Consider the following 24391-nt stretch of genomic DNA (forward strand, 5'->3'; position numbering starts at 1 on the left):
TGAACCTGGCCCTGCGACTCATAGGGGTGGTCGTTGTGGCTATCATTCTGCATCTCTAACTGAGCCGACTCTATGAGACTCAATATAACTGCTATAGTGTATCTTTTTCTCTTAACGCCAAATCTTTGCATCTCTGCGGATAAGCAGATGTACGGAGCGAATGAATACGTGAGCATTCCCGAGATTGACCTGGAAGTTCCCGCGAAACTCGACACCGGTGCAGAAACAGCATCTCTTAGTGCTCGTGACATAAAGTATTTCAAGCGTAATGGCAAGCGCTGGGTAAGCTTTTCCCTTGCTATCCGTGGCAGTGACCATCGCGTCATTGAAATGCCTCTTGCGGGGATCGATCAAATTCTACGCCGTGCCGCCGACCGCGGCCCAAATGACAAAAAAATGTACACAGCACGGCCAGCAATAATGCTTTCCGTGTGCATGGGCGAAGTGCTACGCAAAATAGAAGTAAACTTGACAGATCGTAGTGATTTCGAATATCCATTCTTAATCGGATCCACAGCGTTGAAAGCATTCGGCGCGGCGGTTGATCCGAGTCTTAAATATACGGTAGGAAAGCCTGGCTGCGGTTCTTTAGCAAAAATACAGGAATGAATAAAATATGTACATGCACTTTATCTCTGAAAACTGATCGCAAGTTTTCAGCCTTGACTATCGTGCACTTGATGTTTTGACTCTGAGGGAGAAATCATCAACGTTAAAAACTCGACACCTATACCGAGCGATCTACAGGTAGAAGAATTTTAGTATATGACTCGCATAAGGACTCTAGCTAAATTTTTGCCAAGCACTCGGTGGGAGCCGAATCCTAGTGATTGACCACCCAATAGCGGCGCTGAAGCGGACCGCGTTAGAATAGAGGATGATTTTACCTTGAAAAAAAGCTTATACGCTACTGCTACGATATTGTCCGTGATGGTTCTAGCGGGTTGTGAAAAAACTTCAGAGGATTACGCTCGTGAAGCAGCGCGACATGAAACTGAAGCACGTGCCTACTTGGAGGGAGGAGATCAGGATAAAGCGACTGAATCCAGTGTGAAAGCGACAACTGCTTACAAAAAATCGAAAGAAGCCGCCACTACTGAAGATCGTCACCTTCCTCCCGACTCCGATGTTCCTGAATGGATCAAGTCAACGGAGTAACCTGACATCATGTAACAACCAGCTTTTCAAAATGGAACGACGTTTTTTAGCGTTCCATTTTCGCGCATGCGCGAATTGAGCCTAGGGTCGGAGTCCTCATCCTTATGAACTCAACAATGGAGCTAATGAAGTTACGTGCAATTAAAAGTTTATTGACCAAAAAAACAAGCCGCTTCTATTCAAGAGTTGTTTTTATAAGTGATGCATATCGCGCAGCAGATCAGTTGCTTGGCAGTCTAAACTGCAGAGTTCGGACCTCACAAAGTCTTGAGGCATCAATTAAATTGCTAGCAGCGACCACCCACTGTCTTTTGGTTGTCGGTCATGCCTTCCTACATTTTGAAGCTATAGTTTTTTTGGAACCGAGTGGCTCGTCCTGACTACTCATGCATAGACTTTAGGGTTATTGATTTAGTATTTTTACTTTTAAATTCGCATAAAAAATTATAAAACTTCTATGAAGATGAGTAGGGTACTATCATCGTTCATCGTTGCCTGCCTTGACAGTAAAAAGCGCTGGACAGAACGCTTCGCTCGTCGAAAGCTGCTATCTGACGATATTCTTTAGCATTATGGGGAGCCTACATGTAACGACCTGCAATCGAAATGGCCTCGACCTGCAATCATCGCATTTTTCGACCGGGATTAATTGCGTCTATCCGAGCCAGCAGACCGAGATTATTTGCGAATGAACCTGCATTCATCTGATTCGACCTGCAATCGACCGTCATGAACCGGAATTGACTGCGAGTGAGCGCACGCCGTTTCTGTCTCATTCGAGTACGGGTTGTAAGCCGGAACCCCAGAAAATTCCGTCACCCCAACTCTAGCCCTGCCAGTAGTGCGTCCAGGTCGATCATTTTGTCGCTTTGGAAGGTGTAGTGCCCATTCAGCAGAATGTGCCGCCAGGCCGCCGGTGAAATCTTGGTGATCAGCGCCACGGCCTTGGCATTGCCGCTCGCTTCGCACTTCGTCAGCAGGTGCGACAGGATGGCCGAGTTGTAGTAGATGATGGCATTGGCGATCAGCCTGGCGCACTGGTTGCTGATCTCGATTTCAATGTCGGTGCGCCCGGTCAACTCCTTCTTTCCACCGACCTGTGCGATGGTCGAGCGTAGCTGGTGGTAGGACTCGACGCGGTTCTGCGAGCGATGTACGTTCCGTTCCAACTTCGGATCGCGCAGGTATGGTCGCGTAAGGCGACAGAGTTTTCCGCACATTTCTAGAGCGTCTGCACGATCATATTCGCCAGGTGCAGCAGTGCTGTCGTAAAACACTTGTTTTACGACAGCCAGATGGTGGCCGGTGATACGATCGTTGGGTTTACCGCTTCAGCGCGGTTCAATACAGGTTCATTCGCAGTTAATGCTGGTTGACCCGTCTGGTCAGTCGCAATTAATCCTGGTCAAAAACCGCGCTGGTTGCAGGTTGGGACTTTTTCGTTTGAGGTTACACGTAGCGTTGGTTCAGTTATCCAGTCACCAAATGTTTTATGAAGTGAGTCGAGTTGTCATCTAAAATAACAGCGCCCAGCAGAGTGTCAGAAGTTCTGTTTGCACAGGTCTCGTCAAACTCTAGAGGAATCCCTTCATCTGCAAATAGCTGTTTCAATGCATCCGCCGTGCTAACTGAAAAATCACCCTCTCTATCCCCACCATGCATGGCGACGCGCATTGTCAGACCCTGTGCTCTGGCATTTTGTAAATAATCGCGTATATACGCTAAAACATCTTCTGGCACAAGGTCTTCATGACAAAAAGGGAGCAGATGGAATACGCGGACCTGCGCTCCCTGCATACGTTCACCCGTGTCAGCATCCACGTTTTCTGCAGCACACGCAACAGCAATACACGCAGTCATGTTATCTGTGACGACAGGCATGTTTATTTGACTCGTACCAGCACTGTATAGATGCCGAGTCCCTTCGTTGTTGGGTGTAAGGCCGTTGAACCCCGCCACTTTGACAGTAGTGGTTCTGTTGATCTGAAAGCTGTAATCCAAACCTGTTTTAGAGTGATAGACACGGACCCACGGGAATGTAGATTCACTGCGATCCTTTATTTCATTGCCACTGTGCCGTCTTTCTGCTTGATAAGAGTCTAAAGAAACCATTTTAAGGGTATAATTTCCCCCACGTCGTGCAAGTTGAAAATGAGAGAACTTTGCAGGACGTTCATTCATCTCGCCTGATGCTCTGTAGCTCGTAGACGCGGGTTGATTACCAAAAGTAGCCCTGGTGTTCGGAGAACTTGCAGAAGCTTCCAAGTTTTCACGATAGCTACTAATAGACGGTCTTGAAATACATAGTCCCATAACGATTATCTCTTTAGAATAGGGTTAAACTCTTAGTTCATCTGTAGCTCATAGTGAATTTTGATGCAAAAATAATTGCTCTGCCAAGTCTTCGCTCTCGCCTAGACCGCCGCCTAGATGCATTCGTGGCGGACTTGAACTGGGTAACGAAAATTTGAAATTCCTATACATCGAGCAGTGTCACTCCACGCGCTGAATAACCATGCTCTCCAATTGCAGGTGCCCATTTAGTCGACTGCCGTATCTGGTCATCAGATCCTGGAACATCGAAGGCAACTCCGGCAAAGTGGCGGAAAACTCGCCATAGTTTGGATCAAAGAGGTTCACGCTGCCTTCGGAGCTGGAAGCAGTAATGGCATGCCTGACACGCTTTCCATTGTTTTCAAAACACAAGCTGATCAAATGGGCGCTACCATCGCGCGCAATTTTTTGTAATGCAGTCGATTGCTGATTCGCACGGAATGCCGAGGGTTCATCTACAAGCTGCAAATCTTGACTTCGCAAAAGGGTTTTGCGCGCCGAGATTCGACCTGCTTCTCGCTGCTCACGCGACCCGCTCACTGAACCTGCTGCATTTTCGTATTGGTTCTGGATGTCTGAAGCATCGTCAAGATCCAGCGCCTCCATTCTGTACCTCGCCTCTCCCTTATCACGCAATCGCAGCCATTGGATTGCCAAGCCCATGCAGGATTGATTAGCGTTCGCATTATTCAACGCTGCAATTCTGTAGTTGAATACTGCGTCGATATCCGCCTCAGAGGACTCAGCAGAGGACACTTCGTCATCCGAAATACTCAAGGCCTTCGACGATGAACAGCCTCGTTCCACAGATTGGTGAGTAAGTACTTCTAACCGATGAAGACCAGCCCCTAACCTGACCCTCGTTCTGCCACGTTGAACGATGCTATTAGCCTGCTGCTTGTCTTCCTCCGCTGTCGGAAAGCTCTGCTCGAGCCGCTCTCTGGTTCGGCGCGACAACTCCGTGGACCGTAGCAAAAGCATCTCACGCCCGTCTGGAGCCGTCGAGGGAGGCGGTACCTGCGGACTGTTCGAGAGTCTCGCGCTGCTCGAGTCGCGAGCGCTTGCTCGCTCAGAATCTGTGTACCCACCAAAATAAGCGCCAGATGACCCTGCTCTGCTGATACCCACCATATGCTGATTTTCTCCGCTTGCTGGCTTGCAGGAAACTGAACCTGCAAAATAAAAATGGGTGGTAGCGGGCAAGAAAAAGTTCCATCTTGATGCATAGGCATTTTGAAATTCCTATGCATCAAGTCCGCCGCCTAGATGTACTCGCGGCTGGACTTGGAACTGGGTGCGGAAATTTCTGGGATTCCGGCTTACAACCCCAAGAACGGGCGATTTGCAGCCGCAGGCTGCCCTGTTCAGTGATCCCCGGCCTCCGTTTTCAGTTCCATTGCACCCCAAACCTCCGCTCCCCACTTAAGACATTTTGGTCTTGTCGTACTCCTCATCTAAGGAGATACCGTGGTCTGTGAGATATTTCATATAATAATCACCAGTCGATAGTTCAGTCGCCTCGTTACCTGGATCATTTAGTATTACTTTTTCAAGTTTTCCTAGTCGATCAGCTTTTTTATAGTCGCTCAACATCTGCTCGGCAGTATGCAAAATAATCTTTCGACCAAAATATCCATAATTTTGAGCAGCACAACCAAGACTAGGCAAAATGCGATTAAAGTTTGAAGACTCGTTATTTACATTGGGGTGCGTTATAGAAAAGTCATCAAAAGTAAAGCAATACACAGCATCCTTTACAGCTTTAACTGCATAATTCTTTAAAACAAGGTTAAGCGATCCTTTTGATGCCGTCGAAATATCAGACAACATCTGCTTAATTAAATCAATATCATTTTCCACACATTTCTTGTCAAGACAACAAACGTTAGATAACTTATCCTTCAGCTCCTGAACAATAATTTTTTTAGTATCGATCTCTATATTGTTTAAGGCCGCTAGTTGCGATAGAACATTGCTATCTTTTTGTAGTGCGGCAGGATTCAGTTTTGGAAATAAATTATCGGCACTTACGCCTTCCAATCTATCAGGCTCATGATGCAATGATGGGCCGCTAATGCCAATAGAACCAGGCGAATTCAACATAATTCACTCCAATAATATTTTATCTTGATTTTAACTAAGTCTTGAGTAACGCGTACCTTAGTGGCGTATCCGTTGATTAGGTTCCAGAACAGGATCCGTTCAGTTGCGTGCTGTGCGGGGTTGTAAGCCGGAATCCCAGAAATTTCCGTCATGGGCGGGAAGCCAGTAATGGTGCGGATTGACGCCAAACATTTATTTTCCGGCTGCGACGTCGCCAAGCCGAAAACTTTTTGATTGAGCGGCCAAAACATGTACGGAAACCGTGTCGGATAGCAAAAGCAGCCGTAAACCGCTTTGGTGACGTTTTCCGACGGAATTTTCCGGGGTTCGGGCTTACACCCCGATTAGGAAAACCGGCAGGGATTTTGAAAGTGTAGAAGGGTATGACCTTTCCGGACCCGCACAACCGACCGAGTATTTTGACGTTCATGAGGCGAACCTGGCTGGGAACAGAGTTAACTGTATGGACGTACAGTTAACGACTCACCGCGTCAACACGTCAACTCAAGCCGACCGGCAGCACGCAAAGCCATCGCTGTACGCACTGAATTCATACGCGCACTCCCCATCATGAACCATCCTCATGTTCTGTTTTTAAGGACTCTCCCGCTTGCGGCCCCTGCGGGACCGCAGATATCTGATGTACACCGGATTGCACACCCGAGGCGCGGCCATCAGCAGGCAGACCAACGGGGGCTTTAACGGGTTGGGTAGCGGGTGAACGATCTTGCCTAGGTGGTACGGACACAGCCTTACGGCTGGCCCTGAGAACGCTCACAGTGGCCGGTTGCAAGACTTCGGTAAGGATGTGCGTGTAGCTGGCCACCGTTCTCACCGAAACGCCGGCGAGCGTGGCAATGGCAGAACGCACCAACGCTTTGCCCTGGTCCTGAAGCTGCCTGCACGCGGCACGGATCTTCGATTCTGTGGCTTTGTGCCGCAGCTCATTAGTGCGCTTGGCCGCCAGGCTCTGCCGTTCGGTGAGCGACAAGCTGCCATCGAGCTGCATTGCCCCTCGGTGGCAACGTTGATCACCGGTGTAGCGATCCCACGTCCAGCGGCCTACGGATTTGACCGTAGCGCGTATCGACGACAGGTGTCAACGCCAACTAAAAAGTGACCCCCTTCCGTGCTAAATCGCCAACTTAGTTTTGACCCCCCTCGGGTTCATATTTTCGAGCCGGTTCGGCCCGAGAAGATTTGGTTCCTGCTTTGCGCTTGTCCTTGAGTCGATAGCTTTCACCTGTCATCTGCACGATATGGGCATGATGTAACAGCCTGTCCAGCATGGCCGCTGTCAGTGTTTGATCATCCGCAAAGGTTCCGGCCCACTGGGTAAACGGCAAGTTACTCGTGAGGATCAGGCTGCCTTGCTCGTAGCGCTTGGCGACAACATTGAAGAACAGGTTGGCTTCATCACGACCAAACGGCAGGTAGCCGATTTCATCGATGACCAACAACCCAGGGGCCATCACCACACGACTGAAGTATTCCTTGAGCCGTTCCTGGCGGTGCGCAGCGGTCAGTTGCAGCATCAAGTCAGCCGCCGTGACGAAGCGGGTTTTGATACCGGCCATCACTGCCCGGTAGGCCAGGGCGATAGCCAGGTGGCTCTTGCCTACACCACTAGGCCCCAGGAACACGATGTTCTCGGCACGTCCAACAAAACTCAGTGCTGCCAGCTCCTGGAGCTGTGCCCGGGGGACGCCGGTGGCAAACGCGAAGTCGTATTGCTCCAGCGTTTTCACAGCGGGCAGCGCGGCAGTTTTCAGCAGGGCCTGTCGAGAGCGTTCACTTCGGGCATCGGTCTCGGCAGCCAGCAGCTTTTCGAGGAAGTCGGCAAAGCTGTCTTCGCCGCTTGCTGCTTGTTGGGCCAGGTGCGGCCAGTCCACCCCGACGCGCTCAAGCTTTAGCCCCTTGCATAGTTCTGTCAGGCGAGCATGTTGAAGGTTCATGCTCTCACCTCCAGCAGTTGCTCATAAACCGACAGCGGATGCTGCAAGCTCTCGTACGGCAGGACCCGTCCCAGGCGTAGGCCTTGGGCGGGTTGCGGGCGCAGGCTCTGTGTTGGCAGTGGTAATAGTACCTGCTGCTCTTGGGCCAGACGTACCGCCGGTTGAACACCCGTCGTGCCGTGAATCCGCTGATGAGCGACTTCGTCGAGCCATTGGCCGATATGTGCGTTGGCCGTCACCACATCCAGCGTCAGACCCGCACTCTTGAGCGTAGCGGCCAACGGGGTAATGAAACTGCCCTTCAGATACCCGTTGAAGCGCTCAACCTTGCCCTTGGTCTGGGCACGGTAAGGGCGGCAGACCTTGGGAATAAAACCAAACTCATCGGCCAGCGCAGCCAATCGGGGATGCCAACGGTGCTGGCCCTCCCCAAAAGCATCTCGCTCGGTGATGATGGTTCCGGCGTTATCAAACAATGCCTGCTCGGGCACGCCGCCAAAGTAAGCGAACGCCTCCCGAAGCCCTGTCAGCCAGGCTTCGCTGTCCTCTCGCTCGGAGAAACGGACAAAGCTTGCTCGACTAAAACCAAGTGTCGCCACGAACGCCTTAAGCGGCTGACGGCCTCGTCGAATGGTGGTGAAGTCCACCTGTATCTGCTTGCCGGGCAGTGTCTCGAAACGTACCACCGGCTCTTCTGCCTTACGTTTGAAGGGGCGAATATAAGCCTTCAGACGACTGACGCCGCCGCTGTACCCCAATGCCGTGATCTCACGCAGCAGGACGGTCGCCGGAATCCAGTGTGGGCGCGCCGCCTCAATACGCTCGTGCAGGTAGTCCTTGAAGGGGTCGATTTTGCACGGACGTGCGGGTCTCACCTTGTCACTGGGTAGCGACCGGGCCTTTCGCAGGTACTTGCGCACGGTGTTACGCGAAATACCCAGCTCACGGGCGATGAATTTGATGCCATGGCCCTGACGGGCCAACACTTTAATTTCCACAGACTGCTCCTGGGTCAACATATTGGCAGCTCAAAGCCGCCAGTTTTACCCAGGGGGGTCAATTCTAGGTTGGCGTTAGGGGGTCATTTTTACAGTGGCGGTGACAGACAGGGGCAGGTTTTCCGAAAACCCCTGCTTTAGAAAGCTGTTGTGGTTGTAGGCATACGCATCGAGCGAGCGCATGAACGACTCGAACGAACCCAGCTCGCGCTCGCGATTGACGATGCTGTACGCAAAATAACGCAGCTGCTCGAACAGGGGGTCGCCTCAGAAAATGGATTTTAAAGTACGCTAAGCCATTTCAGTCGTCGTAATGGTCAGAATTTCCCCGCGCTGTTGCCGCTAAAGCTTGATTTCCCCATCAGTGAAAGCTCGGCGCGCAGATTAATGTTACTTCAGCGGCTATGGCATAGATTAGGGAACTTGCTTGGGGGGAACTGACCCGGCCCAAATGACGACATAGCTAGCATGATGAAAGTATTTAATTCGTTGAGATAAAATGAAAATACATAACTCTGGCCTAACCCCACCTTTGCCGGGCATTTCGAATGGAAACGTTGGAAAAGCGGCGCAATCATCAATGACTCAACCGCAGAGCCAACAAGGCTCTCATAGCTTGCCACCAGAAAGCTCTGAGACTCGCCCTGATAGAGCGCGTGCGAACTATCCATATTCATCAGTACAAACACGGTTGCCGCCCGTTGCGTCTGCTGGGAAACCGCTGCCTGATACACCATCTTCTTTGCCCGGCTACTTACTGTTGCGAAGGCTGGACCATCGCCCTGTGGATCAGGAAGGTACCAAAAGTCTGATCCCGGCAGACAAGGCTGTGGCTGAAGCGCGCCGTGCATTGCCCTTTGGAAGAGGCAATATTGATGTGGATGCGCAACTTTCCAATTTAGAAAGTGGAGCCCGCACCCTTGCAGCAAGGTGCTTGAGAAAAGATGCCGAGGCCGCCGGTCATGAGCCGATGCCTGCGAATGAGCCGATGAACTGGCATGTTCTTGTTGCGATGTCAGGACAGGTGTTCGGCGCGGGCAACTGTGGCGAACATGCTCGTATAGCGAGCTTCGCCTATGGAGCTTTGGCCCAGGAAAACGGACGATCTGAAGATGAAAACATCTACTTGGCTGCATCGACTGAGGAGGATCATGTGTGGGCTGAAACCGACGAATCCCAGTCTGGCACCTCAACGATTGTCATGGATCCGTGGTCAAATGGTTCAGCCATATTTGCGGAGGACAGTAGGTTTGCGAAAAATCGAAATGCTGTAGAGCGTACGGATACGTTTAATCTTTCAACCGCAGCTGAAGCGGGCAAAATTACGCGTGAGACAGCCGAGAAGGCTTTGACGCAGGTCACAACCCGATTGCAGAAACGCCTGGCGGATCAGCAGGAGCAAGTCTCGCCCATCAAAAGTGGTCGCTATCGACCAGAAAAATCGGTACTTGATGATGCATTTGTCCGCAGAGTGAGCGACAAGTTGACCTCCACTGATTTGCGGCGTGCACTACAGGTAGACATTGAAGCGGTCGGAGTCGCAATGTCGCTCGGCACCAAGGGCGTCAAGGAAGCTACTCGACAAGCCCGACCTTTGGTTGAGCTTGCAGTGAAGGTCGCCTCTCCTCAAGGCTTGGCGAGACGAGATGTCTGAAACCTGAACCCGCATTTTAAAGTACGTTAAGAATAAGCGCCCCATTCATTCACGATGCCAGCGCTTTGTAGAGGCCTACATCTCTGCTCTCCAAAGTGAAGCCATCCCTCCATAGCATATCTGCCAGCAACAATTCACCCACGCGCTGGGTGTATCTGTAATCGTTACCGCAAGTCAGTTGCTCTTCAAAAATAGCATCAGCGAGTCCCTCAGCCCGGAACCGGTCGTAAAGATCGGTCAGGCAGTCGACCACGACCGTCGCATTCTCAGGGCGTGCAAGGCTCCAGCTTTTAGCGAAACGCTCGATGACTCGTTGGCGGAGCGGATGGTGGTCCATTCAGTCTTTTCCTCGTTACCTGGACAACTGGGCCAGTGCTCTGTCTCTGGCGTATACCAGCGCTGTAAAGAGCAGCCAAAGGATAGCCACAACCGCTGCCCGAATGTTCAAGTCAGACGGTAGACCTCGCACCCAACTGACTAACAAAATCATGGCCGCAGTACCAAAACCCACGAACATGATCGCCTGCCAGTTGCGGTTCGGAAGCCAGCGCCAATACCATCTATTCGCTATTGCCAGTCTCTGCGACTCCATCTGCTTGCGCTTGTTGCTCATGCTCCTTTCCTGTAATCGGAAGCCAAGCCCATGTGCATGACGTACCAGGCACCTATGTCCATCCCCCCTTCCCCAACATAACGGCCCCCAAGACGACGCAGAAAACCCTGCTTAGCCGCCTCCGTGGGCAGTCTCAACCACGGACTATCTTCACCATACGAGACAAAGAGCTGTCCATTTGGAGCACGCTCGGCTTTGTATTGCGCAAACTCGGTTTCACCATCAACTGCTTCACTGAGGGCATACACGTCTTCCACTTCCGATTGCACAGCATCATCAAGCCATTCGTCAAAATCAGTCAGCGTAATTCTAGCCATTGGTGACCCACTCCATCTGATATGGCGCGAACCGCGCACTTTTCCTCGTTACCCGAGCCAAGACGCTCTTCCGGTGTGCTTCTACTGACTCAGCCCCGGCGTAGGCCGAGGCTTGGGATGCAACTGAGCGTTTTCCTACCAGTCCGAACGTTGTAGGCGGTACGTGCCCGGAAGGTGGTTTTCAAAGTGGCTCAATTTCGCCTCAGCCTCGTCCTGGTCATCCGCTCGATCAATAGCGAGCCAGTCACCATTTAGCTGACACTCTTCGACAAACCACACCGGATCGGGCGTGTCCTCTCCCAAGGCCGATTGTCCATCGCTGCCATTGGTATAAAGGCGCTCCAGCTGTGCCCTGTCTTGGACGGCGGTCTTTACCAGTACCGGAAATCCCTTTTTTTGCATCTGCGCAGCGGCTTTAGCAAACACGTCATGTTCTTTGTCTTTCATGCCTTATTACTCCTTATCGGGTGTACCTGGGCGGCAGATCCGCCGCGTTTTCCTATTGCGCGTCAGGGTCAACCGCGACCCACGCTTTTGCACCGTTGTAGTCGTCGCCGCCCTCGGACTTGAAGACCACCCCGGCCTTTGTCCACGGCATACGCACCTGGGCGCTCGCTGGCAGGGTCACGCAGTTCATCCTTCCAGCCGTACACCTCGCCGTCCCACACCAGTACGACGCCCTCACGGTGTTCCTGGTTGCCTGCTCGCCACTTCGCGGCGGTCGAGCGTAGCGCCTCGATCAGTTGTGCCATGGTCAAGTTTTCCTGAACTATGCGGAGAAACGCGGCAGGAAGTGACCTTGCAGCTTTCCGGTTGCGCGGTCGATGTTCTGGCGGATGCCACTTACGTCATGGACCAGATTGAAATCATCGGCTTCGGCCATATCGGCAAGGCGCAGCTTGCAACCATTGGCGTGACACGCGGTGATGTCCATTTCGAGGCTTTCACGATCCGGAAACGTCTCCGGCAGTTTCGCGGTAACACGATCCACGATAGTGGTGATATTTGCGGCTTCTGCTGAGGTCACTTTGAAACTTACGGCCTTACCCATTTTCAGTTCCTTCCTTCGATTCATTAAATCGCCTCTATGAGGAAATGTTAACCGATAACGGTTAACGAATAAAGAAAAAATTAACCTTCATCGGTAAAATTTAGACACTTCTCTAACGCTGTCGCTAACCTCATTCAAATCAGCAACCTTCCGCGAAAGCAGTGGTGGTTTGACTTTGAACTCACGGCAGACATCTGCTTGCTTACGACCTTCGACCAGATGACCACGCAGCGCCGCAAGAACAGACTCGCCATGAATACCGGTGAAGCGTAACAGCCCAGCCAAATGAGCTGGGTTAACCGAACCGGGAACCAGTTTTTTTTTCTCAGACACTGCCAAATCTCAGATGGATAGTTTACCTAATTCGGTTAACTATCTCACAAAACCAAACCTCAGGAAACGTCCTCACAATGCAATCTCAAATGCTCGACGTAGAGACTCGATCGGCACGCTCAGGTAAGGCTTGGTATGGTCAAGACAAACATGGCCTAGAAGGATCTGGACCATCTCCACGTCGCCGGTCGCGGCGAGTACCCCACCGTTTCGCCGACCTTCTCGCCCAGTTCACTGGCCAACCGCTCGGCAGCCGATCTCGCGGCCAGGCGCCGAGGTTCCAGCATCAGAATGGTCTGCCCGGCCAGCCAGGTTTCCTCAAGCAGCGCAAGCGGCAAGCGCGTGGTCAGGGCCTGGCGCAGGGCTGGCAGGACGGCATCGATGGGTAACGAAATCATGGGGGCTCCCGGAGAGATGCAGGGAGTATACCGGGGTGGGGTTGGGGAATCAGGCGGCGTATTTTAGCTGAACGGCAGTCGCCAGAAACACTGCCGCCAGCACGCCTCACGCCGAAAAGTCAGGTCTTGAACTCGTTACCGTTCTCATCAATAAGGCCATTGTCGTATTTCTTGCGCAATTCTGGATCGGACAAAATCCTGAACGCATTTGAAATCACTTTGAAACGCTCAGTCGCCTCAGCCTCGTTACCGAGGTTCTTATCAGGATGATTCTTCAGCGAGGCTTTCTTGTAAGCCTTTTTGACTGCGGAGAGGTCCGCCGTCATGTCCGAGAGGCCCAAGTGCTCGTACAACTGCTTGACGGGCGGCTTGGCGGGGGCGGAATTGTCCACCTTCGCGGACGCGCCAGCAGCGGGTGTTTTGTGGGGCCGCTCTGTTGACGGCCGCTGAGCGCCTGAATTGGGCTGGGCTTTCGGCGGTGGTGGCGGCGCGCTGTTGGCCTGGGGGCGAGCGCTTGGAGGCGTTTGCGGGCGCGCTTGCTGTTGAGTGCTTTCAGGTCTCCAGGAGGGTCCCGGTGTGGGTCGTCGCACGCGATCGGTGTTCTGCTGATGAATCTCGTTGATCACCTGGTCAGCGATGTCGTTCATCAGTTTGTTCAGCTTCAGGTTGCTGGAGAAGAACGCATTGTTCGCCTCACTGTTGTGCTTGCCATACCCAGGCTCGGGCTTGACCATCGCCTCGGCCAGCGTCTTGCCCAAAGAGAACAGCAGGTTGCCCTTGCTATCGCTGACGCCCAAAAAGCTCATCACGTTGCGCATCGACTTGTCGCGCTCCCAGACAACGCTGGCCACGTCGAAGGCAGCTCGCGCCAGATTGAATCGGCCTCCCCCTTCGTGGGTCTCGACATGGGTCACCGGTTCCTTGCCGCGCAACGCGTCCAGGATCACCGCGAGGCCTTTCTGCTGACGCTCGTTGAGCCGACCTGTCTGCTCTAACAATGAGTTGTTGACCTGCAACGCCACTTTGCCAGCGATATGGCTAACGACGTTCATCGCGCGGTCTATCGTTGGCTTTGTCGAATCGCTGAGCGCCACACGCGCCAACGAAGATGCAATGCTGGTGAGGTTGATCATCGGCTTCTCCGGAAACTCATACCGCCTTGGTGGCAAGCAACGAGATCCGGTTCCACGGGCGAGTCAATATTCGATGCAGGGCTCGGGTATAAAGCTCACGGCGTTCCGTTTCGGCCGTGCAAGCGGTAGCCGGGACGTTCGCTCAGTCGTTCGTAATAGGCCTTCACTGCCGGGAAGTCCGGATGACTTAACGGGGTTTCAAACCAGCGATTTACTGAAAGGCCCATCGGGATGTCTGCCAGCGAAAACTCGCTGCCGCTAACGTACGCCCCGGTAGCATCAAGCTGTCGATCCAGGATCGCCATGTGTCGGGTCCATTGACGGCATCCGGCAGCCAGCGCGTCAGGGTCTTGATGGGCGACGCTGTGCCTGACCAGCGACATGAAGGCATAACCCCAGGATTTGTTGAGATCTGTGGCCTGCCAGTCGATCCATTGATCCACTCTGGCTCTGGCTATTGCGTCCGCTGGATAGAGATGCACGGCGTTGTCGCGGTTCGCCAGGTACCTGATGATCGTGTTCGACTCCCACAGAACGAAGCCATTGTCCTCAATGACTGGAACCATCGCATTGGGGTTGAGTGCCATGAATTCAGGCGTGTTGGTTTCCCTGAAACCAGAGCCCCAGTCCTGCCGTTCGAACGGGATTTCCAACTCTGCACAGGTCCAGAGCACTTTGCGGACATTGATCGATGAGGCTTTGCCCAGTATCTGTAGCATTCCATCTCCTTATGGTTAGCCCGCCTTGGCCGCCATCGCAAAAATCGAATCATCCACGATTATTTGTAAAGTCATTCACGTCCATCGGTACCAATTTTTTATTAAATGAATACTCACCGCCGAGTTCATAAAATTTCGCTTTGGTGTAAACATAGATTTTCTTGCTGGTCGCGAACATAAATGTGTCGGAAGACGCCATATCAGCAAATCGCTCAGCGCCAGAAGTATGCAGAAAGACGAGATCATTGCCTACCACCCCCAGCAGGCCTTGACCCCAATTATCATACTTTAAAAAATCTTCTAACTCTCTATGCCCCGCACATTCAGAAATACCGTGTTCAGGACAATCAACAGGAATCAACGGACGAAAATCTTATAAATCAATGTCGCCAATACTCAAACCGCCGACGAACATCTCGTTGCCGCTCATAGAGACACTAAGACTGCGCCACTTTTTGTCATCACCCAAGGGAAAAACCACCGAAAAAAGATGTGGATCTGCGCCCTTTATCTTTCGTCCCCCATAGTAAACAGAAATATCGTCTTTGGCGTAATAGGCAAGCTGATCAGTCTGCCAGTCAATACCCCCCTGAAGGCTGCCCTCCAGCGGCTTGAAGGAAGGCGAGTAATGTGCCACCAGGTTAAGCTCGCGCGTCTCGATCGAGTTGATCTGACCTTGTTTTGATAACAGGCATGAAAACGAAAAATTACTAATCGCTCCTGAGGCATCACCGGCGCCAGTGATGCAGGGTTTCTCCTTATAACGTACTTGGTTCATCCAATAGACGTCGTCGTCAAGCACCACGTAATGGGCAGAAAGAGTACGAAGATCCGAAGAACACTTTCGTGTCTTCTTTTTTGAATCATCAATGGTCCCGTCTCCATTGAAGCGCCCGCTAACAACCTCCTCGCATACGACATTGATATGATCATTACCCATATCACCGGGCAGAGCTTCATATACGGCATGGCCAACAAAACCCAGTACTGCCAGCCCTCCCGCGATCATCAACAGTCTAGGACCCGGTCTCACATACATCTCCTTATGTTTAGTGCTGCTGGAGGCTGACAGACTTGCTTCGCCTCATTATTCATGACAAGCATGTTATGACGAAGAGCGTTACAAAATGCGTCCCCACGCAGAGTGTGGAAGGAGCGACTGCATTCAGCCCGCCTTGGCCGCCATCGCCGTCACTTCAACCCGCATGCCCTCAATTGCCAACGCCGCCACGCCCACTGCTGCGCGCACGGGCCACGGCTTTTTGAAGAAGCGTTTGTACACTTCATTGAAAGCCGCCCGGTCCGCCATGTCGGTCAGGTAGATGGTCAGGTGCATGACCCGGTCCATCGAGCTGCCGGCGCGTTCGAGGGCGTCTTTCAGGGCACGCAGGGTGCATTCGCTCTGCTCGGTGATGCCGCCCAGTTCCAGGCTACCGTCGGGATGAGTAGGGATCTGGGTGCTGACCAGCACGCCGTTGAAGTCGGCGACGTCCGACGAGATGGACTCCGGATCTGGATCGGGGGTGAAGGTGATGTCTGCGTTTGCCATGGGATCTCTGCTTTGCAAAGGATGGAAAACGCCAAGCCTACGCGAGCGACAGGTGGGGGTCGAGCCGTGGGTTTTGTCGCGGAAAGTTGAAATGCGCCGCGTTGCTCTACAGAATCGCGCCCGGACCCGGCCATGCTGTCGGACGTTTGGGGTGAAAGGGGTTGCCGTTGAACGAACAGAGATTGTCCATGCGCCTTGAGCGTGTGGCGACGCACGTACCCGCCGGTGCACGGCTGGCTGATATCGGCTCGAATCACGGTTATCTGCCGGTCGCGCTGCTGAACCGTGGCGCCATCTCGGCGGCGGTGGCTGGCGAGGTGGCATTGACGCCGTTCTGCGCAGCCGAGCGCACCGTGCGCGAGAACGATCTGGAGGATCAGGTCAGCGTGCGCCTGGCCGATGGTCCGGCGGCGATCGAAGCGCAGGACGCGATCACGGCGATCAGTCTCTGCGGCATGGGCGGCGAGACAATTCGAGACATCCTTGAAGCGGGCAAGGCGCGCCTGAGCGGTCAGGAACGCTTGATCCTGCAACCCAACGGCGGCGAGCAACCGTTGCGTGTCTGGCTGATGGAGCATGACTACCGCATCGTCAGCGAAGAGGTGCTGCGGGAAAACCGTTTCGACTACGAAATCATCGTCGCCGAACGCACAGGCCCCGTTAAGTACACGGCTGAGGAGCTGTATTTCGGCCCGCTACAGATGCAGGCGCGCAGCCCGGCGTTTCTGCTCAAGTGGCAGCGTTTATTGGGCAAAAAACAGAAAACGCTGAACAACTTCGAAAGAGCACAGAAAGGCGTGAGCGAAGAAAAAGGGCAGGAGGTTGCGCAGCAGATTCGCTGGATTAGCGCATTGCTGGCCTGAAAATCGAACTCATGTCCGAACCTGCTCTCAAACCCGCATGAGCCGCAGTTCAGGCTTTTATGGCGCCTCAAGCTGGTGGTGTCAAAGTTGCAATGTGTGACGCGGAGCGTCACGAACTGCATTCCCACGCGGAGCGTGAGGAACGAGAGGTGTGCGGGAGATTACTTCTCGTGACCATGCGCGGCGCAGGGCAATCAGCCCGGCGCGCCTGTTTGTCTCGCGCCAATGCTCTGCGTGAGGAGCGAGAGGTGTCCGGGAGAATGCTTCTCGTGACCATGCCCGGCGCGGGCAACCGGCCCGGCGCGTTTTCTGTACAACCATCGACGGGAGCAACACGACCATGTATTCAGACGTACTTTCCTGGGGCCACGGACCTCGTCTGTTCGAAGTCTTCCTTGAGCCAACCTGCCCCTTTTCGGTCAAGGCCTTCTTCAAGCTCGATGAGCTGCTGGCTCAGGCCGGAGAAGACAGGATCACGGTCAAAATCCGCCTGCAATCGCAGCCCTGGCACATGTTTTCGGGTGTCATCGTGCGCTGCATTCTGGCGGCTGCGACCCTTGAAGGCGGCAAGCAAAGCGCCAAGGCGGTCATGACGGCGGTTGCGTCGCACCGTGAAGAATTCGAGTTCGAACACCACGCCACCGGCCCGAACATGGACGCGACGCCCAACGACATCATCGCGCGCATCGAGCGTTACAGCGGCCTGGCGCTGGCGGAGGCATTCGCCAATCCCGAGCTTGAACAGGCCGTGAAATGGCACGCCAAATACGCTCGCCAGAACGGTATACATGTTTCGCCGACCTTCATGATCGACGGTCTTGTGCAGCCGGGCTTGAGCAGTAGCGACCCCGTGTCGAAGTGGGTCGCAGAGTTGGGTTGAGCAGCGGGCTCAACCCAGCGCACCGATCCGCTCATTGATCCATTCACGGCTGCGCGCCAGCGCCTTGCGCGCCAACGTGGTCGGGAAATGGATGAAGCCGTGCGGCGACTCGGGCATGAGGTGCATTTCGACCTCTGCCGAGTTGGCCCAGCGCTCGGCCATTTGCAGAGTGTCATCCAGCAGCGGGTCGATCTCTCCGACGAACATCAGTGCGGGCGGAAGGCCGGTCAAATCGCCATATAGCGGTGACAGTGGCGGCTCGCGGCGTTTATCGTCACTTCGGTCGGGGGTGAGCGCGCGCATGGCGCCGACCATGCCCGGACCGTCCAGCACCAGCGTCTCCGGCCCTGCGGTACGCACGCTCTTGGTGCCCGTCAGGTCGTAAACGCCGTAGTACAGCACCGTACCCACTATCCGCTCGAGCAGATCAGGTCGGCTTTTCAATTTCAGAAGCGTGGCTGCGGCAAGATGTCCGCCAGCGGATTCGCCGACCACGATAACCGGCAGGCCGGCAAACTCCTCGCAGTCTTTGCCCAACAGCCAGCAGGCGGCAGAAAAACAATCCTCCATCAGGCCCTCGATGGGGGTTGTTGCAGCAAGTCGGTAATCAACCGAAACAATGGCTACGTCGCAGGCGTTGACCATGCCGACGTTGAGATCATCGTTCATCTGGGCATTACCGATCACCCATCCGCCACCGTGGATGTCGAACACCACGCCCTTGGGTTTACCTTTGGGGCGGATGATGCGCACGGGCACCGGTACGTTATCCGAACTGACCGTTCTTTTCTCGATGCGCAGGTCATGGCCTCCCGGTTTCAGGGCGCTGCCGATCTGAGCTGCACGCAACAGCGCCTGAATCAGCCGGGGCGTGACGCGATTGCGAATCTGGAAACGCGGCATCCGCGCGAGGGTTTTATTAAACCGTCGTACTTCTACCAATTCCTGCTCACTGGAAGGCCAAGGCTGTTTTGTGTCCACTTTCTGCTCTCTTGTCAGGCTGACGTATGCAGGGGCGCGCAACGCGGTTTGCCCCCACCTGTACCTGAGAGGCTTTTAGTCGTAGAACGGTTCAACGGATGCCCGACTGCCCACGAAAAAACTGTCCGCGACCAGCCGCAACGGTTGCAGGTCCAAGTCACTGGCTTTATCGCCGATCAGCTGTTGGAAGTGGCGATACACCGCTGCGTACTCGCCCTCTTCCGAAACAGCCTGACGCACGCCATCGATACTCAACACTGCACCGCCTTTGTCCAGGCGCAACGTCCCCTCAGCGCAGCGAATCTCGATGCTCCAAAGCTCGTCGTGACCATGATCGAAATCGAACTCGGCGCGGATATCGAGATGGCGCGTGTCGGACATTTTGATGGACGCAGCGATAGGCGACTGGCAATTGCTCGGCACGCGCAGTTCGGCAGACTCGACGAACAATGGCAGTGGCAGCAGGTGGGTCACGATCGACAGGGCATTGATGCCCGGATCGAACACGCCAAGGCCACCGGGCTGCCAGATCCACGCCTGACCGGGGTGCCATTTGCGCACGTCTTCTTTCCAGTCGATCTGCACGCTGTGCAGGGTGCGGGTGGACAACCACTCACGCGCCGCTTCGATACCCTGCGCGTAACGCGAATGCCAGGCAAACAGACCGCTGACGCCCTGCTCTTGCACCTGGGCCACCAACGCCATCGTCTCACCCAGGGTCGCGCACGGCGGTTTCTCGACCAACACATGTTTGCCGGCCGCCAACGCTTCCTGCACCAGGGCAAAGCGACCTTGAGGGGGCGTACAGAACGCAATCGCGTCAACCTGCAGCCCGCTCGCAAGCAGTTCGCCCAGGGATTTGAAATTCTCTACCCCGGCGCACGGCTGGCCTTGCGTGGCCACGGCCACCAGCTCAAACGCGGGGTTGGCGTGGATCGCCGGGACGTGTTGATCCTGCGCAATCTTGCCGTAACCCACCAGACCGAGACGAATCGGTTGCATACATGACTCCTGAGTTTTTGTAGTTATCGTGCGGCACAGTAAACCAGATGTTAATCGTGGTCGGTAAGGGGCATCGGCGCGGGAGCTGTGTTCCTGGCCGATCTCACCTTCGATAATCTTCAGCGCCCGTTCAGGGCCCTTCGTGAGCAAGCTCACTCCCACCACTGCGATGGCTCCGCATCCCATTTGGTTTAACTTAACGGCCGCAGAACCACCCCATCACTCAATAGTCTTAGCCTTGCAGTCATTGCCTTGTATAGTTGCCCTCTTCATCTCAGGAGCTTTCCATGCGCATTCCTTCTCGCTTGATCGGTGGCGTTCTGGTCGCCACGTTGCTGACTCAGATTTCGGCCTGCGGCAGTATTTTCTATCCTGATCGTCGTGGTCAGATCGATGGCAAGGTTGACCCGGCCATTGCGGCGCTGGATGCTTTCGCGCTGCTGTTCTATATCATTCCAGGGGTGATTGCGTTTGCGGTGGACTTCGCCACTGGTGCGATCTATTACGGGCCTGGCGAGCATGCGCAGATCGATCCGCAAAAGCTGCAAAAAGCGCTCAAGGCTGACGGCAGTGTCGACAACACCAAGCTGCAAGCCATCATTGAAACCGAGCTGGGCCGTTCCCTGCCGTTGAACGATCCACGCCTGATCCAGCACAAAGGCAGTGTCGAACAACTGGCAGCACTGGGTCTGGTCCCGGCTGCCTGATATCAATTCCGTTCAAGGAAGCGTCATGAGCACCACTGCCGAACATTCCCGACTGCTGCGTCTCGCGACACGGGCCTCGCTGGCAGTTGCCACGACACTGATCCTGGCCAAGGGCGTTGCCTGGTGGCTGAGCGGTTCGGTGAGTCTGCTGGCCGGTCTTACCGACTCGCTGCTCGATGGCGCCGCCTCGTTCCTCAACCTGCTGGCGGTGCATTACGCACTTAGGCCTGCAGATGACGATCATCGCTATGGCCACGGCAAGGCGGAAGCGCTGTCGGGCATGGCGCAGGCGTTGTTCATCACCGTCAGTGGTGTGCTGATTGCCGTTCAGGCGGTCGAGCGCATCCAGAATCCCGAACCGCTGGGCGCGCCGCTGCTGGGCATGGTCGTGATGGTGGTTTCCATCGCGCTGACGATCGCGCTGCTCACCCTGCAATACCGGGTTATCAAGGCGACCGGCTCGGCAGCGATCCGCGCCGATTCGCTGCACTACCGTTCAGACCTGCTGCTTAACGCCAGCATTCTGGTGGCGCTGACGCTGGCGTATTTCGGCTGGCAACAGCTGGACGCGTATTTTGGGCTGGGCATCGCGCTGTATATCTTGTGGAGCGCCTTTCAAATCGCCCGCGAAACGATATCGGTGTTGATGGATGCGGAGTTGCCGGCCGATGTCAGCACTCAAATGCTGGCACTGGCGTGCGATGTGCCGGGCGTGCTCGGGGCGCATGATCTGCGTACACGAATCTCCGGTAATCACTGGTTTGTGCAATTGCACCTTGAGCTACCGGGCACCCTGACGCTGTCGGTCGCCCACGCCATTTGTGATCAGGTGGCCGACGCCATTCACAAGCAATTCCCGAAGGCCGAAGTGCTGGTGCACGCCGACCCTCAGGAAGTCGTCAAGCAGGCCAGTGCCTGACCGGCATCAGTTGACGCTGTAACCTCGCCCCGCCAGGCACGCGCCCATCGAGCGACGATACAGATCGACCATGTCAGGCGATGGCTGGCCGGTGACATTGGCCGGGTCGAAACCGCTTTGCTCCGCAGCCCAGCGGTAGCACTGGTATTTATCCAGCTCGACCTGCTGCGGGCTCTGCCCGTTGGTAGGGTAGGCCACCGGATCATAGCCATTGCCCTGTTGTTCGGCCGGCGGAGCCTGATACACGGCTTCGTTCTGCGGCGGATTGACCACCACATAGTCCTGACTGTCCGGCTGGTAGGCGTAATAAGTGCCGGCAGCCAGAAACAGCAGGCTGCTGCCGATCCATACTTCCTGAGAGTAGGACGGTAGTCTGCTGACACGCACGCCGTAGGGCGGTGTCACCACGACATAACGCGGGCCTTGCGGGCGATACCAGTAGCCACCCGAGTAGTAATAGTCCTGCCCACGATAGGGAATACGCGAGTAGCCACCCGGTACGCGATCTATCGCATAGCCAGGCCGATATTGCGGGCCGGGTCCCCAGCCGTTGCCACGCCCATCGGGGCGCCCTTCCCAGTGATCATTAGGGCGACCGTTACCGGCCTGCCAGTTGCGATTGTTGCCGCGTGGAATGTCCTGGTAATAGCCCTGACGCGGCGGCTGGGTTTGCCACGCCTCTTTCGGGCCGCTCTGAATCGGCAGATTGTCCTGAGCCTGGCGCAACTGCTGACGCTGCTGGTTTTGCTGCTGCTGAATCTGGCGCTGCTGATCGCGCTGTTGCTGCTCGATCTGCTGTTGCTGCTGGCGCTCGACGTTGCGCTGCTGAAGCTGCTGTTGCTGGATCTGCTGCTGTTGCTGACGCTCGACCTGACGCTGCTGGTTCTGCTGTTCCTGAATCTGGCGTTGCTGATTGGTCTGCTGCTGGTTGATCAGTTGTTGCTGCTGACGCTCGACCTGGCGCTGCTGGTTTTGCTGCTGTTGGATCTGCCGCTGCTGATTGTTCTGCTCTTGAGCACGCTGTTGCTGCTGCTGACGCTGCTGCGCGTTTTCACCGGGGCTGCCGTAAAGCGGATTGCGCGGAGGTTCATCACGTTCGTCGGCCAGCGCGTGAGCACTGATGCTCAGACACAACAGACTTACACCCGCAAACTGCCAGATGCCAGATTTCATGCTTTCCTCACTAGAGCGCGGGTTGACGTCATTAAGACTGTTTAAGCGTAGCGCCGTTCTGCGCACTTTATCAGCAGACAAAGAAAAGGGGACCAAATGGCCCCCTTGAGATACTTCGTCCTGGCGCAGCGCTTTTGACGCTGGCTCACCTCATGCCGTCTTCTGGACAGTATGTAGCCCGGGGGCCTGACACACCCTGTTGGGTGGGAGGCCGCGACTGGCCTGATTCGGCGGGTCGCGCTGGACGCTGTGTCCGGGCAGTGATTCTGTTTAAAAGAATAGGCCTGAGGCTGAGGCAGAAGATTGCTAATATTGCGGATTAAAACATTACTGGCGCAATTTTTGACTTCAGATGAATAATCCAGCGCAATTGAATTGATAATGGGGTGCATCGTGAGCAAGCTCGACAGATACGACCTGAGCATTTTGGCTGAATTGCAACGGGACGCACGGATATCCAACCAGGAATTGGCCGAACGCATTGGTCTGTCGCCGTCGCCCTGCTCGCGCCGGGTCAAGCAACTGGAAGACGACGGTTACATCGTGCGCCAGGTTGCCCTGCTGGACCGCAAGAAACTGGGCCTGAACCTGACCGCCTACGTGCTGATCGGCATGGACCGGCACACACCCGAGCGCTTCGAGAACTTCGAGCAGCAGATCCGCAACCTGCCTCAGGTACTGGAATGCAGCCTGGTGACCGGCATGGACGCGGACTATCAACTGAAGGTGGTGGTGCCGGACATGGATCACTATCAGAAGCTGCTGTTGGGCCATCTGACCCGCATCGAAGGCGTGACCAGCGTCAAGTCGAGTTTTGTCCTCAATCAAGTGCTGGCCAGCACCGAAATGCCGCTGACTCACCTGCGCAACTGAGCCAGCACCGGTATCACAGTTTTGCGGCGACTTCCCTGTACTGGCCCTGATCCAGGCCCTCCAGCGTCCAGTCGCCAATCCTGACCCGCACCAGCCGCAGGGTCGGCAAGCCGACGGCAGCGGTCATACGCCGCACCTGCCGATTGCGCCCTTCCTTGATCACCAGCTCCAGCCAGCTTGTCGGCACACTCTTGCGAAAGCGCACGGGCGGGTTGCGCGGCCAGAGTTGCGGTTCATCGAGCCGCCGCGCTTCGGCGGGCAAGGTCGGCCCGTCATTGAGCTGGACACCGTCGCGTAACTGCTGCAACTGCTCATCGCTCGGCTCGCCTTCGACCTGCACCCAGTAGGTCTTGGCCAGCTTGTGCTTGGGATCGGCAATGCGCGCCTGCAACTGGCCGTCGTTGGTCAATAGCAGCAAACCTTCGCTGTCGCGATCCAGACGCCCGGCCGGATAGATGCCGGGGATCTTGATGAAGTCCTTGAGCGTGGCGCGCCCTTCCTCATCGCTGAATTGGGTCAGCACGTCGAAAGGCTTGTTGAACAGGATCAGCCTGGGCTCGGCCGGTGGCGCTTTGGCGACACGCCGGGCAGTGCCTGTCGGTGTGGAGGCAGGACGGCGGGAAACGGGGCGTTGGGTGCGGGACATGAGAATTCGGCAATCGGAAAACAGAAAGGGCC

31 protein-coding genes and 5 pseudogenes are annotated in these 24391 nt (G+C 54.9%); 9 read left to right on the plus strand and 27 right to left on the minus strand.

Annotated elements, in window-relative coordinates; genetic code table 11:
• Positions 1–72 precede the first annotated feature (72 nt).
• Both PCPL58_RS23785 and PCPL58_RS31165 read left to right on the plus strand, forming a co-directional pair.
• The gene (locus PCPL58_RS23785) at positions 73–609 is read left to right on the plus strand and encodes an ATP-dependent zinc protease family protein (protein WP_065350583.1); all 537 of its coding nucleotides are present in this window, start codon (positions 73–75) and stop codon (positions 607–609) included.
• A gap of 279 nt (positions 610–888) precedes the next feature.
• Positions 889–1158 carry a hypothetical protein gene (locus tag PCPL58_RS31165; protein WP_157893927.1) on the plus strand — a complete coding sequence of 90 codons (270 nt, stop codon included), beginning with the start codon at positions 889–891 and terminating at the stop codon, positions 1156–1158.
• A gap of 815 nt (positions 1159–1973) precedes the next feature.
• On the opposite strand, the pseudogene PCPL58_RS23790 reads toward PCPL58_RS31165, so the two are convergent.
• The 10 genes and pseudogenes from PCPL58_RS23790 to PCPL58_RS31415 all read right to left on the minus strand — a co-directional run.
• Positions 1974–2354 (minus strand): annotated as a pseudogene (locus tag PCPL58_RS23790) (Tn3 family transposase); the annotation flags it as partial.
• Between the two features lie 274 nt (positions 2355–2628).
• Complete coding sequence (gene xopAF / locus PCPL58_RS32215; protein ID WP_083188478.1) at positions 2629–3471, minus strand: XopAF/AvrXv3 family type III secretion system effector; 843 nt, start codon at positions 3469–3471, stop codon at positions 2629–2631.
• A gap of 180 nt (positions 3472–3651) precedes the next feature.
• The gene (locus PCPL58_RS23800; protein ID WP_065350586.1) at positions 3652–4473 is read right to left on the minus strand and encodes a YopT-type cysteine protease domain-containing protein; all 822 of its coding nucleotides are present in this window, start codon (positions 4471–4473) and stop codon (positions 3652–3654) included.
• Positions 4474–4914: 441 nt separating this feature from the next.
• On the minus strand, positions 4915–5595 hold the full coding sequence (locus tag PCPL58_RS23805) for a hypothetical protein (RefSeq protein WP_157893928.1): 681 nt from the start codon (positions 5593–5595) through the stop codon (positions 4915–4917).
• Positions 5589–5846 carry a hypothetical protein gene (locus tag PCPL58_RS31410; protein WP_162273821.1) on the minus strand — a complete coding sequence of 86 codons (258 nt, stop codon included), beginning with the start codon at positions 5844–5846 and terminating at the stop codon, positions 5589–5591. The genes PCPL58_RS23805 and PCPL58_RS31410 overlap by 7 nt, the downstream gene beginning before the upstream one ends.
• A 317-nt stretch (positions 5847–6163) precedes the next feature.
• Positions 6164–6691: pseudogene (locus PCPL58_RS23810) on the minus strand (replication initiation protein); the annotation flags it as partial.
• Positions 6692–6740: 49 nt separating this feature from the next.
• Positions 6741–7550, minus strand: coding sequence for an IS21-like element ISPsy4 family helper ATPase IstB (gene istB, locus PCPL58_RS23815; RefSeq protein ID WP_005741073.1), 810 nt, complete (start codon positions 7548–7550; stop codon positions 6741–6743).
• Positions 7547–8569, minus strand: coding sequence for an IS21-like element ISPsy4 family transposase (gene istA, locus PCPL58_RS23820; protein WP_002551322.1), 1023 nt, complete (start codon positions 8567–8569; stop codon positions 7547–7549). Before istA ends, istB begins: the two co-directional genes overlap by 4 nt.
• A 66-nt stretch (positions 8570–8635) precedes the next feature.
• Positions 8636–8806, minus strand: a pseudogene (locus PCPL58_RS30170) (primase C-terminal domain-containing protein); the annotation flags it as partial.
• A gap of 137 nt (positions 8807–8943) precedes the next feature.
• Positions 8944–9285: a hypothetical protein gene (locus PCPL58_RS31415; RefSeq protein ID WP_054098188.1), complete on the minus strand. Its 342-nt coding sequence runs from the start codon at positions 9283–9285 to the stop codon at positions 8944–8946.
• A gap of 47 nt (positions 9286–9332) precedes the next feature.
• On the opposite strand from PCPL58_RS31415, the gene PCPL58_RS23830 reads away from it, so the two are divergent.
• Entirely contained in the window at positions 9333–10202 is an 870-nt protein-coding gene (locus PCPL58_RS23830) for a hypothetical protein (protein WP_003381810.1), read from the plus strand.
• Between the two features lie 49 nt (positions 10203–10251).
• Here PCPL58_RS23830 and PCPL58_RS23835 read toward each other — a convergent pair whose 3' ends face one another.
• The 13 genes and pseudogenes from PCPL58_RS23835 to PCPL58_RS23885 form a co-directional block, all read right to left on the minus strand.
• A complete protein-coding gene (locus tag PCPL58_RS23835; protein WP_065350588.1) occupies positions 10252–10539 on the minus strand; it encodes a hypothetical protein in 288 nt (95 codons plus the stop codon).
• Between the two features lie 15 nt (positions 10540–10554).
• Positions 10555–10815 (minus strand): hypothetical protein, encoded by a 261-nt coding sequence (locus PCPL58_RS23840; RefSeq protein WP_065350589.1) that lies wholly within the window; start codon positions 10813–10815, stop codon positions 10555–10557.
• On the minus strand, positions 10812–11132 hold the full coding sequence (locus PCPL58_RS23845) for a hypothetical protein (protein ID WP_065350590.1): 321 nt from the start codon (positions 11130–11132) through the stop codon (positions 10812–10814). Before PCPL58_RS23845 ends, PCPL58_RS23840 begins: the two co-directional genes overlap by 4 nt.
• A gap of 135 nt (positions 11133–11267) precedes the next feature.
• Positions 11268–11579 carry a hypothetical protein gene (locus tag PCPL58_RS23850; protein ID WP_065350591.1) on the minus strand — a complete coding sequence of 104 codons (312 nt, stop codon included), beginning with the start codon at positions 11577–11579 and terminating at the stop codon, positions 11268–11270.
• A gap of 52 nt (positions 11580–11631) precedes the next feature.
• A pseudogene (locus PCPL58_RS23855) lies at positions 11632–11884 on the minus strand (antirestriction protein ArdR).
• Between the two features lie 17 nt (positions 11885–11901).
• Positions 11902–12183, minus strand: coding sequence for a DUF6874 family protein (locus PCPL58_RS23860; RefSeq protein WP_065350592.1), 282 nt, complete (start codon positions 12181–12183; stop codon positions 11902–11904).
• Positions 12184–12270: 87 nt separating this feature from the next.
• The gene (locus PCPL58_RS30175; RefSeq protein ID WP_083188481.1) at positions 12271–12516 is read right to left on the minus strand and encodes a PapB/FocB family fimbrial expression transcriptional regulator; all 246 of its coding nucleotides are present in this window, start codon (positions 12514–12516) and stop codon (positions 12271–12273) included.
• 188 nt (positions 12517–12704) lie between these two features.
• Positions 12705–12914, minus strand: a pseudogene (locus PCPL58_RS23865) (DEAD/DEAH box helicase); the annotation flags it as partial.
• Between the two features lie 119 nt (positions 12915–13033).
• Positions 13034–14047 carry a type III secretion system effector HopI1 gene (hopI1, locus tag PCPL58_RS23870; protein WP_065350594.1) on the minus strand — a complete coding sequence of 338 codons (1014 nt, stop codon included), beginning with the start codon at positions 14045–14047 and terminating at the stop codon, positions 13034–13036.
• A 95-nt stretch (positions 14048–14142) separates the two neighbouring features.
• A complete protein-coding gene (locus PCPL58_RS23875) occupies positions 14143–14766 on the minus strand; it encodes a glutathione S-transferase family protein (protein WP_065350595.1) in 624 nt (207 codons plus the stop codon).
• 49 nt (positions 14767–14815) lie between these two features.
• Positions 14816–15127 carry a hypothetical protein gene (locus tag PCPL58_RS32225; RefSeq protein ID WP_232002857.1) on the minus strand — a complete coding sequence of 104 codons (312 nt, stop codon included), beginning with the start codon at positions 15125–15127 and terminating at the stop codon, positions 14816–14818.
• A gap of 12 nt (positions 15128–15139) precedes the next feature.
• Positions 15140–15799 carry a DKNYY domain-containing protein gene (locus tag PCPL58_RS32230; RefSeq protein ID WP_232002860.1) on the minus strand — a complete coding sequence of 220 codons (660 nt, stop codon included), beginning with the start codon at positions 15797–15799 and terminating at the stop codon, positions 15140–15142.
• A 132-nt stretch (positions 15800–15931) separates the two neighbouring features.
• Positions 15932–16315: a RidA family protein gene (locus PCPL58_RS23885; RefSeq protein WP_065350596.1), complete on the minus strand. Its 384-nt coding sequence runs from the start codon at positions 16313–16315 to the stop codon at positions 15932–15934.
• 167 nt (positions 16316–16482) lie between these two features.
• Here PCPL58_RS23885 and PCPL58_RS23890 point away from each other — a divergent pair, with 167 nt between their 5' ends.
• Both PCPL58_RS23890 and PCPL58_RS23895 read left to right on the plus strand, forming a co-directional pair.
• On the plus strand, positions 16483–17178 hold the full coding sequence (locus PCPL58_RS23890; protein WP_331716535.1) for a tRNA (adenine(22)-N(1))-methyltransferase: 696 nt from the start codon (positions 16483–16485) through the stop codon (positions 17176–17178).
• Positions 17179–17518: 340 nt separating this feature from the next.
• Complete coding sequence (locus tag PCPL58_RS23895) at positions 17519–18058, plus strand: DsbA family protein (protein WP_065350598.1); 540 nt, start codon at positions 17519–17521, stop codon at positions 18056–18058.
• Positions 18059–18067: 9 nt separating this feature from the next.
• Here PCPL58_RS23895 and PCPL58_RS23900 read toward each other — a convergent pair whose 3' ends face one another.
• Both PCPL58_RS23900 and PCPL58_RS23905 read right to left on the minus strand, forming a co-directional pair.
• On the minus strand, positions 18068–19039 hold the full coding sequence (locus PCPL58_RS23900; protein WP_065350599.1) for an alpha/beta hydrolase: 972 nt from the start codon (positions 19037–19039) through the stop codon (positions 18068–18070).
• A 75-nt stretch (positions 19040–19114) separates the two neighbouring features.
• Positions 19115–20041 (minus strand): Gfo/Idh/MocA family protein, encoded by a 927-nt coding sequence (locus PCPL58_RS23905; RefSeq protein WP_065350600.1) that lies wholly within the window; start codon positions 20039–20041, stop codon positions 19115–19117.
• A 287-nt stretch (positions 20042–20328) separates the two neighbouring features.
• Between PCPL58_RS23905 and PCPL58_RS23910 the strand changes: the two genes are divergently transcribed.
• Entirely contained in the window at positions 20329–20748 is a 420-nt protein-coding gene (locus tag PCPL58_RS23910; protein ID WP_003368770.1) for a hypothetical protein, read from the plus strand.
• 25 nt (positions 20749–20773) lie between these two features.
• Complete coding sequence (locus tag PCPL58_RS23915; RefSeq protein WP_054081967.1) at positions 20774–21667, plus strand: cation diffusion facilitator family transporter; 894 nt, start codon at positions 20774–20776, stop codon at positions 21665–21667.
• A 6-nt stretch (positions 21668–21673) separates the two neighbouring features.
• Here PCPL58_RS23915 and PCPL58_RS32455 read toward each other — a convergent pair whose 3' ends face one another.
• Positions 21674–22393 (minus strand): DUF6515 family protein, encoded by a 720-nt coding sequence (locus tag PCPL58_RS32455; RefSeq protein WP_003431673.1) that lies wholly within the window; start codon positions 22391–22393, stop codon positions 21674–21676.
• On the opposite strand from PCPL58_RS32455, the gene PCPL58_RS32460 reads away from it, so the two are divergent.
• Positions 22337–22885: a hypothetical protein gene (locus PCPL58_RS32460; protein WP_065351104.1), complete on the plus strand. Its 549-nt coding sequence runs from the start codon at positions 22337–22339 to the stop codon at positions 22883–22885. The two genes, PCPL58_RS32455 and PCPL58_RS32460, sit on opposite strands and share 57 nt — an antisense overlap.
• Before the next feature lie 348 nt (positions 22886–23233).
• Positions 23234–23713 carry an Lrp/AsnC family transcriptional regulator gene (locus PCPL58_RS23930; protein WP_002555305.1) on the plus strand — a complete coding sequence of 160 codons (480 nt, stop codon included), beginning with the start codon at positions 23234–23236 and terminating at the stop codon, positions 23711–23713.
• Positions 23714–23726: 13 nt separating this feature from the next.
• Here the strand turns inward: PCPL58_RS23930 and PCPL58_RS23935 are convergent, their stop codons facing one another.
• Positions 23727–24359 carry a pseudouridine synthase gene (locus PCPL58_RS23935; RefSeq protein ID WP_003368776.1) on the minus strand — a complete coding sequence of 211 codons (633 nt, stop codon included), beginning with the start codon at positions 24357–24359 and terminating at the stop codon, positions 23727–23729.
• Positions 24360–24391: the final 32 nt, after the last annotated feature.

The sequence above is a fragment of the Pseudomonas cerasi genome, from assembly GCF_900074915.1.
Classification (GTDB): domain Bacteria; phylum Pseudomonadota; class Gammaproteobacteria; order Pseudomonadales; family Pseudomonadaceae; genus Aquipseudomonas; species Aquipseudomonas cerasi.

Bases quoted from the DNA above. Each gene is read 5' to 3' on its own strand.
- PCPL58_RS23785 (WP_065350583.1), top strand. From the start codon at position 73: ATGAGACTCAATATAACTGCTATAGTGTATCTTTTTCTCTTAACGCCA.
- xopAF (WP_083188478.1), bottom strand. From the start codon at position 3,471: ATGGGACTATGTATTTCAAGACCGTCTATTAGTAGCTATCGTGAAAAC.
- PCPL58_RS23875 (WP_065350595.1), bottom strand. From the start codon at position 14,766: ATGCTACAGATACTGGGCAAAGCCTCATCGATCAATGTCCGCAAAGTG.
- PCPL58_RS23845 (WP_065350590.1), bottom strand. From the start codon at position 11,132: ATGGCTAGAATTACGCTGACTGATTTTGACGAATGGCTTGATGATGCT.
- PCPL58_RS23910 (WP_003368770.1), top strand. From the start codon at position 20,329: ATGCGCATTCCTTCTCGCTTGATCGGTGGCGTTCTGGTCGCCACGTTG.
- PCPL58_RS23835 (WP_065350588.1), bottom strand. From the start codon at position 10,539: ATGGACCACCATCCGCTCCGCCAACGAGTCATCGAGCGTTTCGCTAAA.
- PCPL58_RS23915 (WP_054081967.1), top strand. From the start codon at position 20,774: ATGAGCACCACTGCCGAACATTCCCGACTGCTGCGTCTCGCGACACGG.
- PCPL58_RS23885 (WP_065350596.1), bottom strand. From the start codon at position 16,315: ATGGCAAACGCAGACATCACCTTCACCCCCGATCCAGATCCGGAGTCC.
- hopI1 (WP_065350594.1), bottom strand. From the start codon at position 14,047: ATGATCAACCTCACCAGCATTGCATCTTCGTTGGCGCGTGTGGCGCTC.
- istA (WP_002551322.1), bottom strand. From the start codon at position 8,569: ATGTTGACCCAGGAGCAGTCTGTGGAAATTAAAGTGTTGGCCCGTCAG.
- PCPL58_RS31415 (WP_054098188.1), bottom strand. From the start codon at position 9,285: ATGGTGTATCAGGCAGCGGTTTCCCAGCAGACGCAACGGGCGGCAACC.
- PCPL58_RS23905 (WP_065350600.1), bottom strand. From the start codon at position 20,041: ATGCAACCGATTCGTCTCGGTCTGGTGGGTTACGGCAAGATTGCGCAG.
- PCPL58_RS23860 (WP_065350592.1), bottom strand. From the start codon at position 12,183: ATGGGTAAGGCCGTAAGTTTCAAAGTGACCTCAGCAGAAGCCGCAAAT.
- istB (WP_005741073.1), bottom strand. From the start codon at position 7,550: ATGAACCTTCAACATGCTCGCCTGACAGAACTATGCAAGGGGCTAAAG.
- PCPL58_RS23800 (WP_065350586.1), bottom strand. From the start codon at position 4,473: ATGCTTTTGCTACGGTCCACGGAGTTGTCGCGCCGAACCAGAGAGCGG.
- PCPL58_RS31410 (WP_162273821.1), bottom strand. From the start codon at position 5,846: ATGTTTTGGCCGCTCAATCAAAAAGTTTTCGGCTTGGCGACGTCGCAG.
- PCPL58_RS23935 (WP_003368776.1), bottom strand. From the start codon at position 24,359: ATGTCCCGCACCCAACGCCCCGTTTCCCGCCGTCCTGCCTCCACACCG.
- PCPL58_RS23850 (WP_065350591.1), bottom strand. From the start codon at position 11,579: ATGAAAGACAAAGAACATGACGTGTTTGCTAAAGCCGCTGCGCAGATG.
- PCPL58_RS23805 (WP_157893928.1), bottom strand. From the start codon at position 5,595: ATGTTGAATTCGCCTGGTTCTATTGGCATTAGCGGCCCATCATTGCAT.
- PCPL58_RS23840 (WP_065350589.1), bottom strand. From the start codon at position 10,815: ATGAGCAACAAGCGCAAGCAGATGGAGTCGCAGAGACTGGCAATAGCG.
- PCPL58_RS23895 (WP_065350598.1), top strand. From the start codon at position 17,519: ATGTATTCAGACGTACTTTCCTGGGGCCACGGACCTCGTCTGTTCGAA.